Origin of the sequence: Flavihumibacter fluminis, from assembly GCF_021491375.1 — a bacterium.
GTDB lineage: Bacteria > Bacteroidota > Bacteroidia > Chitinophagales > Chitinophagaceae > Flavihumibacter > Flavihumibacter fluminis.
In genome coordinates this window covers 1-14,853 of the sequence record NZ_JAKEVY010000008.1, presented here as the reverse complement: position 1 = coordinate 14,853, position 14,853 = coordinate 1, and the positions used below count along the sequence as shown (strand labels likewise).

The 14,853-nt window shown below is 43.3% G+C and carries 17 protein-coding genes; 6 read left to right on the top strand and 11 right to left on the bottom strand.

The annotated features are described in order from the left end of the window. Positions 1-5: 5 nt before the first annotated feature. Entirely contained in the window at positions 6-1,919 is a 1,914-nt protein-coding gene (acs, locus tag L0U88_RS20195; RefSeq protein ID WP_234868613.1) for an acetate--CoA ligase, read from the top strand. On the opposite strand, the gene L0U88_RS20190 is transcribed toward acs, so the two are convergent. The 9 genes from L0U88_RS20190 to L0U88_RS20150 all read right to left on the bottom strand — a co-directional run bounded on the left by L0U88_RS20190 (position 1,900) and on the right by L0U88_RS20150 (position 10,705). Further along, entirely contained in the window at positions 1,900-3,159 is a 1,260-nt protein-coding gene (locus tag L0U88_RS20190; protein ID WP_234868611.1) for a 1-acyl-sn-glycerol-3-phosphate acyltransferase, read from the bottom strand. The genes acs and L0U88_RS20190 overlap by 20 nt on opposite strands. Before the next feature lie 64 nt (positions 3,160-3,223). Beyond that, a complete protein-coding gene (locus L0U88_RS20185; protein WP_234868608.1) occupies positions 3,224-5,902 on the bottom strand; it encodes a beta strand repeat-containing protein in 2,679 nt (892 codons plus the stop codon). 228 nt (positions 5,903-6,130) lie between these two features. Continuing rightward, a complete protein-coding gene (locus tag L0U88_RS20180; protein WP_234868606.1) occupies positions 6,131-6,688 on the bottom strand; it encodes a L,D-transpeptidase family protein in 558 nt (185 codons plus the stop codon). Positions 6,689-6,831: 143 nt separating this feature from the next. After that, entirely contained in the window at positions 6,832-7,209 is a 378-nt protein-coding gene (locus L0U88_RS20175) for a LysM peptidoglycan-binding domain-containing protein (protein ID WP_234868604.1), read from the bottom strand. 10 nt (positions 7,210-7,219) lie between these two features. Continuing rightward, a complete protein-coding gene (locus L0U88_RS20170) occupies positions 7,220-7,699 on the bottom strand; it encodes a BON domain-containing protein (RefSeq protein ID WP_234868602.1) in 480 nt (159 codons plus the stop codon). Positions 7,700-7,744: 45 nt separating this feature from the next. Then, positions 7,745-8,152, bottom strand: a complete 408-nt coding sequence (locus tag L0U88_RS20165) for a DUF4332 domain-containing protein (RefSeq protein ID WP_234868599.1) — start codon at positions 8,150-8,152, stop codon at positions 7,745-7,747. An 83-nt stretch (positions 8,153-8,235) separates the two neighbouring features. Next, on the bottom strand, positions 8,236-9,072 hold the full coding sequence (locus L0U88_RS20160) for an outer membrane beta-barrel protein (RefSeq protein WP_234868597.1): 837 nt from the start codon (positions 9,070-9,072) through the stop codon (positions 8,236-8,238). 20 nt (positions 9,073-9,092) lie between these two features. Next, the gene (locus tag L0U88_RS20155; protein WP_234868595.1) at positions 9,093-10,196 is read right to left on the bottom strand and encodes an anti-sigma factor; all 1,104 of its coding nucleotides are present in this window, start codon (positions 10,194-10,196) and stop codon (positions 9,093-9,095) included. 23 nt (positions 10,197-10,219) lie between these two features. Further along, the gene (locus L0U88_RS20150; protein WP_234868593.1) at positions 10,220-10,705 is read right to left on the bottom strand and encodes an RNA polymerase sigma factor; all 486 of its coding nucleotides are present in this window, start codon (positions 10,703-10,705) and stop codon (positions 10,220-10,222) included. A 91-nt stretch (positions 10,706-10,796) separates the two neighbouring features. Between L0U88_RS20150 and L0U88_RS20975 the strand changes: the two genes are divergently transcribed. Further along, positions 10,797-10,931, top strand: a complete 135-nt coding sequence (locus tag L0U88_RS20975; RefSeq protein WP_255723251.1) for a hypothetical protein — start codon at positions 10,797-10,799, stop codon at positions 10,929-10,931. 18 nt (positions 10,932-10,949) lie between these two features. On the opposite strand, the gene L0U88_RS20145 is transcribed toward L0U88_RS20975, so the two are convergent. Next, complete coding sequence (locus tag L0U88_RS20145; protein ID WP_234868591.1) at positions 10,950-11,186, bottom strand: hypothetical protein; 237 nt, start codon at positions 11,184-11,186, stop codon at positions 10,950-10,952. A gap of 156 nt (positions 11,187-11,342) precedes the next feature. On the opposite strand from L0U88_RS20145, the gene kbl reads away from it, so the two are divergent. Next, positions 11,343-12,533 (top strand): glycine C-acetyltransferase, encoded by a 1,191-nt coding sequence (gene kbl, locus L0U88_RS20140; RefSeq protein WP_234868588.1) that lies wholly within the window; start codon positions 11,343-11,345, stop codon positions 12,531-12,533. 8 nt (positions 12,534-12,541) lie between these two features. On the opposite strand, the gene L0U88_RS20135 is transcribed toward kbl, so the two are convergent. Then, positions 12,542-12,922 carry a RidA family protein gene (locus tag L0U88_RS20135; RefSeq protein ID WP_234868586.1) on the bottom strand — a complete coding sequence of 127 codons (381 nt, stop codon included), beginning with the start codon at positions 12,920-12,922 and terminating at the stop codon, positions 12,542-12,544. A gap of 32 nt (positions 12,923-12,954) precedes the next feature. Between L0U88_RS20135 and L0U88_RS20130 the strand changes: the two genes are divergently transcribed. The 3 genes from L0U88_RS20130 (at position 12,955) to L0U88_RS20120 (ending at position 14,678) form a co-directional block, all read left to right on the top strand. Next, entirely contained in the window at positions 12,955-13,593 is a 639-nt protein-coding gene (locus L0U88_RS20130) for a 3-hydroxyacyl-CoA dehydrogenase family protein (protein ID WP_234868584.1), read from the top strand. Then, positions 13,590-14,264, top strand: coding sequence for a tRNA (adenosine(37)-N6)-threonylcarbamoyltransferase complex dimerization subunit type 1 TsaB (tsaB, locus tag L0U88_RS20125; RefSeq protein WP_234868582.1), 675 nt, complete (start codon positions 13,590-13,592; stop codon positions 14,262-14,264). Before L0U88_RS20130 ends, tsaB begins: the two co-directional genes overlap by 4 nt. A 72-nt stretch (positions 14,265-14,336) precedes the next feature. Then, positions 14,337-14,678: an ArsR/SmtB family transcription factor gene (locus L0U88_RS20120; RefSeq protein WP_234868580.1), complete on the top strand. Its 342-nt coding sequence runs from the start codon at positions 14,337-14,339 to the stop codon at positions 14,676-14,678. The last annotated feature ends 175 nt before the right edge of the window (positions 14,679-14,853 follow it).

Below are 14,853 nucleotides of genomic sequence, written 5' to 3'. Positions count from 1 at the left end.
GCCATATGTCATATCCTTATCAGATTAAGTCTTTCGAAGAATACAAGTCGGTTTACAATAAAAGTGTGATGGATCCGGAAGGGTTCTGGGGGGATATTGCCGGTCATTTTTACTGGCGGAAGCGTTGGGATAAAGTGCTGAACTGGAATTTCAAGGATCCTAAGGTAGAATGGTTTATTGGTGGTCGGCTGAATATAACTGAAAACTGTCTGGATCGTCACCTGGGGTCTTTAGGAAACAAGCCGGCTATTATCTGGGAGCCCAATGATCCGGAGGAACATCACCGCATTTTAACGTATCGGGAGCTTCATACCAAAGTGGTTCAGTTTGCCAATGTCTTAAAGAATAATGGCGTTCAGAAAGGGGATCGGGTTTGTCTGTATATGGGGATGGTTCCTGAACTGGCAATCGCAGTACTGGCTTGTGCAAGAATTGGTGCTATTCATTCCGTAATATTTGGGGGCTTTAGCGCGCAGAGTATTGCCGATCGTTTGATGGATGCCCAGGCAGAATATGTAATTACCTGTGATGGCGCTTATCGGGGTAATAAAGAAATTCCATTAAAGTCGGTAATTGACGATGCCCTGGTGCAGTGTCGTTTTGTAAAGCGGGTGATTGTTTTAACCCGTACCCGTACTCCGGTTTCTATGATCAAAGGTCGTGATGTTTGGTGGGAAGATGAAATAAGGAAAGTAGAGACCATGGGCAATCCTGATTGTCCGGCTGAAGAGATGGATTCAGAAGATCCCCTGTTCATTCTGTATACCTCAGGCTCTACTGGCAAACCCAAGGGTGTTGTACATACCTGTGCCGGCTATATGGTGTACACCAACTATACTTTTGTCAATACCTTTCAATACCAGCCGGGTGATATCCACTTTTGTACCGCAGATATAGGTTGGATTACAGGGCACAGTTATATTGTGTACGGTCCATTGAGTGCAGGTGCTACCACCTTATTATTTGAAGGAATTCCAACCTGGCCGGATGCAGGTCGATTCTGGGAGGTTGTTGATAAATACAAAGTAAATGTCCTGTATACGGCACCAACTGCTATTCGTTCCCTGATGGGATTTGGCCTGGGTCCATTGCAGGGAAAGCAGTTGAGTTCGCTGAAGGTATTAGGTACAGTTGGTGAGCCCATTAATGAAGAAGCCTGGCATTGGTACAATGAAAATATTGGGAAGGGGCGCTGTCCGATTGTTGATACCTGGTGGCAGACTGAAACAGGTGGCGTACTGATCAGCAATATGGCTGGGGTTACTCCTGCTAAACCCAGTTATGCAACCTTGCCAATGCCCGGTGTACAGCCGGTATTGGTGGATGAGAATGGAAAGGAAATCACTGGTAATAATGTGAGTGGCAATCTTTGTATCCGTTTTCCCTGGCCATCGATCATCCGGACAACTTACGGAGATCATGAGCGTTGCAGAACGAATTATTTCTCGGCTTATGAGAATATGTATTTTACCGGTGATGGTTGTTATCGCGATGAAGAAGGTTATTATCGCATTACTGGTCGGGTGGATGATGTGTTGAATGTGAGCGGGCACCGTATTGGTACTGCCGAAGTGGAAAATGCCATCAATATGCACGCAGGTGTAGTGGAAAGTGCAGTAGTAGGGTATCCGCATGATATCAAAGGGCAGGGTATTTATTGTTTTGTGATTTTCCAGGGTTCTCATGGAGATGAGAACCTGAATCGCCAGGATATCACGCAAACGGTCAGCCGAATCATTGGCCCGATTGCCAAGCCGGATAAAATTCAGTTTGTGCCTGGCTTACCCAAAACACGGAGTGGCAAAATAATGCGACGTATCCTCAGGAAAATAGCTGAAGGTGAGATGGAGAATCTCGGAGATACCAGCACCCTGCTGGATCCGGCAGTGGTGGACGAAATCAAGAAAGGAAAACTCTAAGCGAAGAAATCAACTCCTCTTTCATTACCCGGATCTGCTGAACTGTGGATTCGGGTATTTTTTTTAGCTCCAGCTCCTGCCTGTGTAGGATAAGGCAGGGTGCGCATTTCCAGGTTAACCACCCGAAAAAAATGCTGATGATGAAAAAAGTCATTCCAGCAAGAAGAGAATGATCAATAGTGAATACCAGGAAAATCAATAAGATCCAACAGATATCCAGCAGGGCTGCAGATGCTACAAGAATCCAGGCATAAAAATCTATTCGGGTAACTTTTGTATCGGCAATCCATTTTGCGATAAAAAGGGGGGGCGCATGGAGAAGAAATCCGGGTGCCGCAAGAAGTCTGCACATAAGCTTGTTTGTTTTCGAAACGGGGGATAAGTTGATTGGAAGCAGTCCTTCCTCTTTGATCTGATGCTGTTTTAAAAGATGTACATAGAATCTATAGGTATCCAATAGCTTTTCATGAATCCTTGAAAAATTAAGGCTGATTTTTTTTTCCTGTTGCCATTGTTCCATTGGATCTGCGATCTGGTAGCTGTTATGACTTCTGAACAATTGAAGCAAATGAAAGAGTTCCCTGGAAAAGGAAGCTTGAACTTGTATTGTCAGTTCCTGAATGGATTCAAAAGCAATGTCGGTTAGTTTGCGAATTGCCTGGGCTGGGTTTGTTTGGTAGGCGGCATAAAAATCTGCTGTTTCAATAGGTGCGCCAGCTTTTACCCAAACAGTACTAAACAGCTCAGTTGGATGGCTGTAATGAAATCCAACAGGTACAATAGGGAGCGAAATGTGCTGATTTTTTTCCAGCGCCTGAAAAGCCAGGCGAAAGGTTCCTTTTTTAAAAGGCAACAGGAAGTATTCAACATGGCTGAAGCCTTCGGGAAAAAAAAGTACAAGTTCTCCTTTTTGCAGTAGGTTGAGGGCTATTTCAAAACTATCGTCGTTCACACCCAGGAAGGAGCGGTTATACTGGTGATGGTGGATAGGGTGCATGTGCAGTGCATTCAGGATACGGTGTATCAGCCTGCTTTTAAAAATGTCTCCTCTTGCAAAAAAGTGAATAGGCCGGTTTAATAACAATCCAAGCAAAGCTGCATCCATTAGTGAGCCGGGATGATTTGCTATCAGGATGGCCGGACCGGTAGCCGGAATGTTATGGCTGTTCAGGAAATGAATTTTCCTGTAAAAAATCCTGGTGGCCAGGGTCATTAAAAGTTTTACCAGCCTGTATAACATGAAATACAATAATAAAAAAAGACCGCCACTATTAGTGACGGTCTTTTTATGTTGACAGTAATTCTTACTGGATAAAGAATTGCATTGTCTGACGTTCGTTATTGATTGATGTGGTAATGAAGTAGCTGCCTTTCTGCAATGATTCCACATTGATTTTAGCGCGACTATCAGAACCGAAGGTGATTTGCTCCTGGCGTACAATTCCTCCAACTGCGTTATAGATAGTGATTGTCACTTTCTTATTGCTCCAGTTTCCGTTCTCAATAGTCAGTGGCATATTGCCAGAAACCGGGTTCGGGAAGAGACGGATACCTTTCAACGCAACTTCGTTGTTGGATACGCGGATTACATCACTATAGCTGAATTTACCATCGCGATCTGTTTGTTTAATCCGGTAATAAGCGGAACCAGAAAGCGGATTGGTGTCTTTAAAGCTATAGCGGGAGATACTTGTTGTATTTCCTATACCAGGTACATTTCCAATGGCAGTGAAGTTCTGACCATCAGCAGAGCGTTCGATGGTATATTCTTCGTTGTTCACTTCCAGAGAAGTGCTCCAGTTCAGATCTACTGATCCATTGAAATAGCGGCCTGTGAAGCTCAGCCAGGTTACAGGCAGCGGGTTCGCAATTGGGTCAATCGTACTCAGGGTAAATACCGGATCAGCGGAACTTACATTTGAAACGTTTGTACTTGCTGATGCTACATAAGATGCTCCTCCAACATTCTGCAAACCACCGTTTCCGATTAATTGCCAGAAACCTGGATTATCCCATTGAGTAACACCGATGGTGGTAGGATCTGTTACACCACTGTTGCCGGAATACGAAAGCCATATTCTTGGTCCAGCAGTAACAGGTCCCTGTTGATCCAGAATCCAGTACTCCAGGTCACTAATTTGTAGATCAGGAGGGTTGGTAGGAGATAGTTGATCAATTGGGTATAATGGATCAGGGCTATTTCTAATATACTGCGCTATGTAGGTTGCAGACGGAATATTTGAATTAAATCCTGTACCACTTATGTGAATAGGTGCATATATACCAGCGTCACCAGTTGGGAATGTGAATGCGGAAATGCCTGATCTTAGTATAGGACCATCTACGTGACTAATTGCGTTACCACCTAAGGCAACCACCCCATTAACTGCAAAGTTTAGGATATTGGTATTTGTAGTTTCTACTACACCACCTGTAAATGTTACAACCTGGCCAACAACATTCAATACAACCGGAGAATTTAATGTAATGGGTCCTGGCGCAGTCTTTAAAAATGAAACATTTCCATTGATGTGTGAAGTTGCGCTTGCCGCAAGTGTTACGGATTGAGGATTAGCACCTGTAAATTCTAAATGAACACCTATAGCCCAAGGTTTTGCACTAGACTGAATGGATAAAGCTCCACCAACAGATACAAAGGATTGATTGGATAGATTTCCACCAATAGAGTTTAAATAACCCGCATTTATTGTAAGATTATTGGAAATAGCTAAACGGTCGCCTATTTCAATATTAAAACTTCCATCACTGTTGGTGTTATTAATTATAACATCAAAAAATGTGGTCGTTCCATTCTGAGCGCTTGTGCCAAAAGAATAAAATCTATTCGCAGCAGATGTAAATTCAACTGTACCATTATTCGCATTGAATGATCCGGAGTTGTTGAAGTTTCCCAGTATAGTCATGGTGTTAGATGGTGCGTTAAAAGTTGCATTTGCACCTATATTGAAGTTGTTGAAATTCCACACAACTGCATCATTGTCAGGAAAATTGATAGTTCCCTGAGTAATGTTAAGTGTGTTGGTAGTCAACGAATTGAAATTTATCAGATTACTGGGCAAATCGGTTACGAAAGATACCTGGCTGGCTGGATTGGATTTGTTAATAGTAGTTGATCCTGAAAATGTTGAAATGAAAGGTGCATTTACAGTAACAACTGCATCCGAAGCGCCATTGAGCGTGAAATTGGTTTGTGCGCCATCAAATGCAGTTCCAACAGTAAGGTTTCTGCCAACCTGAAGCGAACCATTGGGACCACTGATTAAACCATCAATCAGGTTTAAATCGTTGGTAACAACAACCTGGTCATTTGTACCAATAACCAGATTGTTGGCAGTTTGAGTTTTTTGAAGCACCAAGTTGAAAAAGGTAGTAGTCCCTGGCAGGCTACCGTTATTATTTATAGAAGTATGGGTTGATCCAGTCAGTGTGATCGTACTGGTGCCAGCATTAAAACTGCCACCGTTAATAATTGCCATATTAGCCCCGAGAGATAGACTTCCATTGGCATTAAATGTACCAGTACTTACACTGAAATTGTTACCAACTGATGATGAAACAGCACCTGTTGTAACGGATCCTCCGTTTATTGTCAGGAAGCCACCTATAGAAGAGACATCTGGTAAAACAATGTTACCAGTAGACATAATTACATCAAACCGGATGGTCATACTGGTTGTTCCACTGGGACTGATTGTTCCTGTGTAGGCGGAAGGGATCAGAATATTGTTAAGTGTAATTGAAGGCTGGTCAAGCAGGCAATTTGCATTACTTCCGTTATCAAATACTGCAGTTTGGCTTGCAGTAGGAGCTCCAGCTCCGCCCGGACCTCCGGAAGTAGATGACCAGTTGGAGGCATTTGACCAGTTTCCGGAAACTCCGGGCGCAACCCAATATTTAAATTGTGCGGTTGCACTTGCCGAAACAAATAAGAGTAGGATTGTGAAATGTACAAGTCTTCTCATGGTAGAGTATTTGTGATAGAATGTATTCATGGATAACACAGTTTTGAAAATGACTAAGTAACCATGGTATTTGACACCTGGTTACGGTTTAGGAAATAGTCTTAATAAGGAATTTGGAAAACTGTGGTTATTCCGAAGGATTTGGAAGACTAGACGTATGCACTGACAAAAATAGTCATATCCAAGATATGACTATAATTTTAACTAATATATTTATTCCCAGTATTTTTACTTACGTATCGTTACTTTGGTGCCGATGGGGATCATTTCAAAAAGTTCATCCATTTCGGATCTTTTCAGGCTGACACAGCCATTGGTCCAGTTCTGGAAATAGTCTACCGCCATGTCGTCCCGCATCCAGGTACCATGAATGGCGATCCCATTTCCGATGCCTTTGTTCTTGGGAATCAGCCCTTTAGCTTTTCTTTCTTTGTATTTCGCCCAGTCTGCGGGTGTTGGATAATCCAGCAACATAATTTTCCCCCATTTGTCGTGCGGGCGTTTGGAAACGATTTTGTATTCACCTTCAGGGGTTTTGCGATCACCTTCCCACATCTTATCTCCCAGGGTTTTTTCACCAAAAACCACAGGATAAGTGGCATACCAGCCTTCATCATCAAAAATACTCAGTTCATAATCGGTCTTGTCCACCAAAATGCGGGGAGTGCCATTCAATTCGGAGTTTAGCCGGTTAAATCGGACTTTCCGGTAATTATGGCCGGAAAAGGAGAGCAGGCCAACGGTGCACAGGGCCAGCAAGGATACGGATACACGTGAGAGCTGCATATAATTGATTTTTGTAAACTAGCTTCGACGGTTAGGGTATCACAAAAACGTTGCCTTATATTAATTTATTTCGGCTGTGGATAAACTTTGGAAAAACTTAACAGAAAAGCCCCGATTTCGGGACTTTTCTGCTTTACAATCAATTATTTACGTGGTATTTTTAATTGCCATCCAGGGTGGATAAGATCCGGGTTTTTGATCAGGTCAGTATTGGCTTCATAGATATCCTTCCAGCTTAATCCGGGATACTTCTTAGCAATTTTACTGAGGTTATCTCCGGATTTAACGGTATAAATCTCTTCTGCCCCTTCGGCCAGACTGAGATTCATGATCAGGTCAGCATCCCTGAATTCGGGGTTCAAAGTTTCATAATGATCCCAGATGGCATCTTTTACCGAAGTACTGGGGGCGATCCCGTCGATATACAAAACACCATCCTGTTCTCTAACTTGTAAGTTGGCTACACCTTGCGAAGTTGCCAGGTCAACCAGGCTTTTGTATTTATTATCCTGAAGTGCCATAGCTGCAGTTTTATTTGATGGTTAATTTGTTTTCAATTTTTTTGGGTTTTAACTCATTGATTTTCATCATTAATCCCTGTAATTCAGATTTTTTGATTTCTCCTGTTAGTGTAATTACTCCATCCTGAACCGCTGCCTGCACTTTAGAAAGGTTCAAGGCTGTGATTGCCGAATTGGCCGTTTCCTGGAGAGTTGTATCCGGATTGATTACAACCGGGGCAGGCGGAGGTGTAACTGTTAGCTTGCTGTTCACGGATTTTACACCTTTGACTCCTTTGGCAGCTGTTTCCGCTGCTGATCGGGTTGCTTCGTCTGCTACCTCACCGGAAAGAGTCGCAACGCCATCAGTAACTGTAACCTGCACACCTGGATAGGCTCCAAGTGCAGTTGTAACATTTTTTTCGATGTCTGCATCTTTGGGTTTACAGCCGGTGAAGGTCAATGCTCCCATCAGGAACAATACCCATAGTGATCTGCTGATACTTTTCATTTGTATTCTGGTTTAATGGTAAAAAAGACAGCTTTGAACCACTGTTTAGTGGAAAACCTTCGGTTCCAGGTTTTTGGCAGCTTCAATCATGTCTGCCAGCATTTCCATGGAGGGTACCCTTCCGGATAATCCAAACTGATTATTTACTTCCTGCAGTTTTGTATGAAGATTGGCAGCATTACGGGTTGCCAGTTCTTTTACCGTATCTACTCCTGCTGCTTCCAGTAATTCGGCGGTTTGCCCTGCGATTCCATTAATTCGCATCAGATCGGCATGATTCACCCAGGTCAGAATGAGTGATTCCGGAAGTTTGGATCCGGCAGCCAGTACTTCCCGTCCTGCCTTGGTTCCGGCTTTTTGTAATAAGTCAGAGGTTGTTTTGATTCCATGAACTTCCAGTTTTGCGGCATATGTACTTCCGATACCTTCGATGTCAATTACATTGTATGGCATAAGTCCTTACTTTGATTTACTTAAATATACAATAAAAAAGCAGCCCCGATTCCCGGAGCTGCTTTTTTAATAAGTAGATCATATTAGAATGCGCTTAGCCTAAGTCCAACGGTATAGGGCGTGAAGTCCAGCCCCTTTTTAAACATGGACTCTGTGGCGTAAGAACCATAAACCTGAACTGGGCCAAGATGAATTTCACCTACATAAGCCAGTTTGAAATCATTCAATCCAAGATTGCCTTTTAATTTCTCTTTTCCGGTTTCTGCACTGCGATATTTTTGACGGGATCCATAGAGATAACTCCCACTTACACCTGCACTGATTCCAAAGGATCTTTCCAGAGATTTACCAGGCGTGAAGTTAATATTCAGCATAACCGGAACGGTGATATAATTCAATGCCAGTTTATTCTTGTTGTAATTGATCTGATCATCGAGATAAACAGACGGCGGATTCTTCCTGAACCGGATATCTTCCTCGAACCGGAAATTGTAGAACTCAAGTCCGGCTCCATACCGGAGATTGATCACATGTTTGATCATATTTAGCCGACCCTGTACAAACCAGATGTTGACATTGACCGATTTTGAATTCCGGAGGTTGAACCAGTCGTCGGTTGCTCCCGGAGCAAATGCCTGAGCTTCCGGACTACTGTAATCTGTGTTATCAACAAAATTGTTGAAGCCAAGATCAAAGGCAAACCAATGGGTTACATGGTTGGACTTGTTATACTTTCTGTGTTTGAAATAATCCTGAACTTCCTGGGATTGATTGGACGGCTGTCCGTTTTTCAGGATGATGATATTTCCGATTCGCATGGTATCACTTTCCTTTACGGGTGATTGGGTGGTATCGGTTTGTGCCTGCGTACTTAAAAGGGCACAGGTTGCCAGGGCCATCAGGCCGATCTTCTTAAACATAGATATGATTTTTCGTTTTTTTATTGTTCATTGGAAGCGGTGAATACGCCGCCTTTTGCCCGATCTTCAGAGAATGGGTTGGTTTTTCCTACGATGCGGCCGGCTTTGCGAAGTAGTCCACGCAAGGGTGTTTTTCGTATTATTTCTTTTCCCGGGGAGAATGTATCGTCATCTCTCGAATTATCATTGACAGCTACAACTATCACTGGTTCATCATCAATCTGAACAGGGATAACGGAATTCTCAGTGGTAGTTAAACTGTTTATCGCCAAAGAACCTTCAGCCGGTTCGTCAACTTTTGCTGCAATTGAAGTACCAACCGGAAGTTTTGTATTGGTGGTTTGGCCCGGCACACTTGCTTGCAGCTTTACTTCCTGTATCTTCTGAGGTTGACTTATAACTGCCAGCTGTATGGTAGATTCATCATTGCTCAAGGTTTTTTCTGATGCAGCTGTTGGCTTTGAACTTGCTGTCAATGTTGCTTGCTCAGATGGAAGTTCACCTGGTGTTGTTATGGATTCGACAATTTCAGCAGGTTGTATTTTTGCTTGAGATTGATTCGTTGCGATACTTCCCTGTTGACTAATATTTATATTAGATGTTTCAGCCTGGCGTCCCAACCAAAACAAACCGGCCATTAAAAGTACCATCGCAGCGGCTGCATAACGGGTCCAAACCGGGAACATGGGCCGTACAGTGGTTGAATTTCCACGGTACAATTTTTCTTTTCCTGGAAAAACTACTGTGTTATCTGGTACCAGTTTTGCCTGCTGAATTAATTCAAATTCAGCCTGAAACTCAGGGTTATCATAAACAAATTTTTCAGTAGCCGCTTTTTCTTCATTATTTAATTCATCATCGGCATATTGAACGAAATAGGATTCATAGTTCAGAATGGAAACCGTGCTGCTTGTATCTGCTGTGCGATACAATTTCGATTTTTCGGGAAAAACAGCAGCTGCCTGATCTTCCGGAAGAATAGTGTTTGACAGCATATCCATTTCCACTTGGAGATCCGGGTTTTCTTCGAGAAAGTTTTCCACTGCCAGCATCTCCTCCGCGTTCAACTCGCGGTCAATATACAGCAGGAAAAAAACCTCGTAATTATTTCTGTTAATGTTCATGGTTTCAAAATTTGGGTGAACGGTTAGAGTACGTTTTCCGGACTTACCAGGTAATTTTTCAATTGAATCCTGGCCCGGTGCAGGTACACTTTAACCTGGCTCTCACTCAGGGATGTAATCCGTCCGATTTCTTCGTAGGAATAACCCTCGTAATCCTTCAACAGCACCAGGCTGCGTTGAGTCTCACTAAGGCGGGCCAATGCGTCTTCAAGTACTTTGCGGAGATTACTGGCTGGCCGGTCAGTAATCCGGGTTTGTTCTGAAAACTCTTCCTTCAATTGCACCCTGCTGGTTTTCCGGATATGGTCTATCATCTGGTTATAGGCCACAGTAAACAGATAACTTTTGCTCTTTTCATAATCGATCGTTTCCCGGTGTAGCCACATTTTCTCAAATGCAGACTGCACAATATCCTGCGCGTCGTCTTCGTGCCGAAGGTTTTTGAGAATGAAGCGGTATACATTATCCGCATGGGTCCTCACACATTCATTGTATTCCCTCTCTGTCATAAACAGTTTTGTTGAATTTTCAGGTGGTTCTGTATGTTATACGGATAGCAAGAGGATAAAGTTACAGGGAAATAGAAAAAAGGTGTGGAAGATGATACAGAGGAGACTGGAGACAGAGGAGACTGGAGACAGAGGAGACCGGAGACAAAGGAGAATGGAAGAGGGAGGAATGGAAGAGGGGGAAACGGAAGATAATTATATAGTAAAAAACTATATAAGACAGTAAAGATGAAAGATAGGCGGTTTAGAATCCGGTAGAAAGAAGGTGGCCGGTTACTGCTTCAAAAATAATGGAACTGCTTACTGGTAAAGGAGAAGGAGCGGCATCCTCCGCAATTTCAGTACAGGTAGCTGCTGCATTGGTGCTTGCAGACCGGAAGGAGAATCCTGAAAAAGTCAACAGATAAGTTGTTAGAATGAGGCCCGTAAGGAGTGCTGCACAGCTAAGAATAAGGTTGGTTTTGGAAATCGGGCGTTTCATTGCTTCGGTTTTCGAATTAGACGCAAGATAGATAGGGGATGTTACATCTTCGAGTCTAAAAAGTTAAAAAAAGATCAACTTCAGCCAACTCAATCGATTTCACGAACAGTCGTTAGCCATGCAATCTTCCTTATTTTTACACCCTAAATCGGTAATATGAACGAGAAATTTGTACAGCGAATAAAAGAGGAACTGCAATCCATCGAAGAGGTAGGTTTATTTAAAAAGGAAAGGGTTATTACCAGTGAGCAGGGACCAGAGATACTGGTTAATGGGAAAAAAGTACTGAACTTTTGTGCAAATAATTACCTTGGATTATCCTCACATCCCAAAGTGATCCAGGCAGCCCATGAAGCCATTGATTCTCATGGATATGGCATGAGTAGTGTCCGTTTTATTTGCGGAACCCAGGATATACATAAAACACTGGAGAGAAAAATTGCCGAATTCCTTGGTACGGAAGATACCATTTTATATGCGGCTGCTTTTGATGCCAACGGAGGTGTCTTTGAACCCTTATTTGGTCAGGAAGATGCCATTATTTCTGATGAACTGAATCATGCTTCCATAATTGATGGCATTCGCCTATGCAAAGCACAACGGTTCCGCTACAAACACAACGATATGGCGGATTTGGAACTGCAGCTTCAGGCTGCCTCCGGGGCAAGAAGCCGTATTATTGTTACGGATGGCTCCTTTAGTATGGATGGTACCATTGCCCAACTGGATAAAATCTGCGATCTGGCAGATCAATACGACGCTATTGTGATGATTGATGAGTGTCACTCATCCGGTTTTCTGGGAAAAACTGGTCGTGGTACCCATGAATACCGCGGTGTAATGGGAAGGGTAGATATTATTACGGGCACCCTGGGTAAAGCCCTTGGCGGAGCATCAGGAGGATTTACGAGTGGAAGAAAAGAAGTAATTGAAATGTTGCGACAAAGAAGTCGGCCATACCTCTTTAGTAACACCCTGGCTCCGTCCATCGTAGGGGCTTCCATTGCGGTGCTGGATATGTTGAGTGAAACAACGGAACTGCGTGACCGTCTGGAATCCAACACCAGTTATTTCAGAAAACAAATGACGGAAGCAGGATTTGATATCAAACCCGGCGATCATCCGATTGTTCCAATCATGTTGTACGACGCAGTAGTTGCACAGCAATTTGCAGCACGTTTACTTGAAGAAGGTATTTATGTGATCGGATTTTTCTTTCCGGTGGTTCCAAAGGGGCAGGCTAGAATTCGTGTTCAGCTGAGTGCCGCCCATACCCGGGAGCACCTCGATAAAGCCATTGCAGCATTTACCAAAGTGGGCCGGGAATTGGGTGTATTGTCAAAATAAGCGATCGGCTATTTTGAGGCAATCATACTGATTTCCACGTTCACATTTCGGGGCAATCCTTTAACTGCAACCGTTTCACGTGCAGGGTAATTACCGTCAAAGTACTTACCATATACTTCATTCACCGCTGGGAAATTGGCCATGTCGGTAAGGAAAATCGTGGTCTTGACCACATCTGCAAAATTATAACCGGCTGTTTCCAGTACAGCCTTCAGGTTTTGCATTACCTGTTCAGCCTCTCCGCTGATATCGGTTGCCTCAATGGTATTGGTTGCAGGATTGATTGGCACTTGTCCTGAAATAAAGAGGAAATTGCCCAGCTGTACGGCCTGGCTATATGGGCCAATGGGGGCTGGTGCCTGTTCTGTTTTGATGATCTTTTTTTCCATGCGGTAAAAATAAATGCTTTGTACTTTTGATTATGAGGATTCCTCCAATTAAAGTAGCTATTCTGAACAGCAATCGGCAGGATCTGTTCCCGGCTAACTGTGAAGCGCCTGTAGAACTGGTCTGGATGGATAAGCTGGAGTCATTTCTTGAATTTCCTGCTGACCTTTTTATAGACCTGGATTTTGATGGCTCTGAACAACGAAAGGAAAATCTGGCAAAACTGAAAAAACCAATCGCTGTAAATGCTGTCAACTGGCCTTGCAGTAAGTTACCTCCGGGATTTGTCCGGATAAATGCCTGGCCCGGATTTACACATCCTGAATTGGTGGAGTTGGCATTCACCCAGGATATGCTTCCGAAAGAATTGGATTATTTCTTAAAAGCATGTGGTAAAACATGGATGAAAGTACCTGATGTAGCAGGCATGATTCGCCCGAGAATTCTTGCTATGATTCTGAATGAAGCCTGGATGACGTTAGAAGAAGGGATCAGCACCAGGGAAGAGATCGATATCGCTATGAAACTTGGAACGAATTATCCTATGGGCCCTTTTGAGTGGACCAGCCTGATTGGAGAAAAGAATGTGTTGCAACTATTAATCATACTGGCTGGTGAAAATCCTGCCTATAAACCTTCCAGGTTGCTGGAACAATCATTACTTCCTACATGAGCTGTTTGTTAACCATTGATACTTCTCTAGAAACCGCCCTGCTCTGTATTTCCCGGGATGGAGTGCTCCTAAAGAGTAGTTCAAACCATTCTCAGAAAGACCATGCGAGCTGGCTGCAACCGGCTCTGGAAAAGCTTTTAAAGGATACAGTTATTTCATTTGCTGAGTTGAACGCGATTGCAGTAGTTGCTGGTCCGGGCTCCTACACTGGCCTTCGGGTTGGGATGGCGAGTGCAAAAGGTTTGTGTTATGCCTTGAAAGTTCCTTTGATCCTATTGGATAATTTATATGTAATGGCTGCCTCTTATTTGCATCATAACGGCAAAGGAATCGTTTGTCCAATGATCGATGCACGAAGAATGGAAGTATTTACCGCTGTTTACGATTCCTCCAAAAATATGTTGATGGCACCTGCTGCCCTGGTATTGGAGGCAGACAGTTTTAATAACTGGATCAACGTGGAACCTGTTTTTTTCATAGGAAACGGAGCCGCGAAATATAAAGTCCTGTTAAAATCGGCGAATGCTTACTTCCCTGACTGGCAGCCCGGGGCAATGGATTTTGTGAGAATTGCACAGGAAATGTACGATAGAGGGGAGTTTGCTGAACTTGCTTATTCGGAACCATTTTACGTAAAAGCTTTTTATGACCCTGTAAAAGCAAAATCCTGATGTATTTTAATTAATTGCTATGTAAATTTGCTTGTTAAGGTTAAGGCTAAACATTTAAATCCCATCTGAGACATGAACACAGTAGCAGGAAATTATCTATTGGTTAATGAGGCGGAAGGCGCTGAATTGAAGGTTGATTTCTTACATGTAAAAAAAGCAGCACTCACGCTCAGAGCAATGAATCACAAATTGCGCCAGCAAATCATGAAGTTGTTGGAAGAAAACGACAAGTTAACCGTTACAGAAATTTATGTACGGTTGCGTCTGGAGCAATCTGTTGCTTCTCAGCATCTTGCAATTTTGCGCAGAGCAGGCATTGTGAAGACTGAGCGCGATGGTAAATTCATTTATTATCGGCTGAATGAACCACGCATTGTAGAAATCAGTCGTTGTGTAGAGGACATTATCAGCTAAACCCTCGTTCAATTTTGTTTAGAGGCGGGTACCTACACGGTTTCCCGCCTCTTTTTTGTGCGCCATGCATGGCGTCAGACTCGACGGTGCAAGTCCGTTATGGGGGTATGTAATCGCCAACCATTAGCCAAGAGCAAGGGTGTCTATCGCGAGGTAGAATCTGAAGGAAGCTGGC

Bases quoted from the DNA above. Each gene is read 5' to 3' on its own strand.
- L0U88_RS20155 (WP_234868595.1), bottom strand. From the start codon at position 10,196: ATGAACATTAACAGAAATAATTACGAGGTTTTTTTCCTGCTGTATATT.
- L0U88_RS20190 (WP_234868611.1), bottom strand. From the start codon at position 3,159: ATGTTATACAGGCTGGTAAAACTTTTAATGACCCTGGCCACCAGGATT.
- acs (WP_234868613.1), top strand. From the start codon at position 6: ATGTCATATCCTTATCAGATTAAGTCTTTCGAAGAATACAAGTCGGTT.
- L0U88_RS20170 (WP_234868602.1), bottom strand. From the start codon at position 7,699: ATGAAAAGTATCAGCAGATCACTATGGGTATTGTTCCTGATGGGAGCA.
- L0U88_RS20975 (WP_255723251.1), top strand. From the start codon at position 10,797: ATGATACAGAGGAGACTGGAGACAGAGGAGACTGGAGACAGAGGAGAC.
- L0U88_RS20135 (WP_234868586.1), bottom strand. From the start codon at position 12,922: ATGGAAAAAAAGATCATCAAAACAGAACAGGCACCAGCCCCCATTGGC.
- L0U88_RS20120 (WP_234868580.1), top strand. From the start codon at position 14,337: ATGAACACAGTAGCAGGAAATTATCTATTGGTTAATGAGGCGGAAGGC.
- L0U88_RS20165 (WP_234868599.1), bottom strand. From the start codon at position 8,152: ATGCCATACAATGTAATTGACATCGAAGGTATCGGAAGTACATATGCC.
- L0U88_RS20145 (WP_234868591.1), bottom strand. From the start codon at position 11,186: ATGAAACGCCCGATTTCCAAAACCAACCTTATTCTTAGCTGTGCAGCA.
- L0U88_RS20150 (WP_234868593.1), bottom strand. From the start codon at position 10,705: ATGACAGAGAGGGAATACAATGAATGTGTGAGGACCCATGCGGATAAT.
- L0U88_RS20185 (WP_234868608.1), bottom strand. From the start codon at position 5,902: ATGAGAAGACTTGTACATTTCACAATCCTACTCTTATTTGTTTCGGCA.
- L0U88_RS20160 (WP_234868597.1), bottom strand. From the start codon at position 9,072: ATGTTTAAGAAGATCGGCCTGATGGCCCTGGCAACCTGTGCCCTTTTA.
- L0U88_RS20180 (WP_234868606.1), bottom strand. From the start codon at position 6,688: ATGCAGCTCTCACGTGTATCCGTATCCTTGCTGGCCCTGTGCACCGTT.
- L0U88_RS20130 (WP_234868584.1), top strand. From the start codon at position 12,955: ATGAGGATTCCTCCAATTAAAGTAGCTATTCTGAACAGCAATCGGCAG.
- L0U88_RS20175 (WP_234868604.1), bottom strand. From the start codon at position 7,209: ATGGCACTTCAGGATAATAAATACAAAAGCCTGGTTGACCTGGCAACT.
- tsaB (WP_234868582.1), top strand. From the start codon at position 13,590: ATGAGCTGTTTGTTAACCATTGATACTTCTCTAGAAACCGCCCTGCTC.
- kbl (WP_234868588.1), top strand. From the start codon at position 11,343: ATGAACGAGAAATTTGTACAGCGAATAAAAGAGGAACTGCAATCCATC.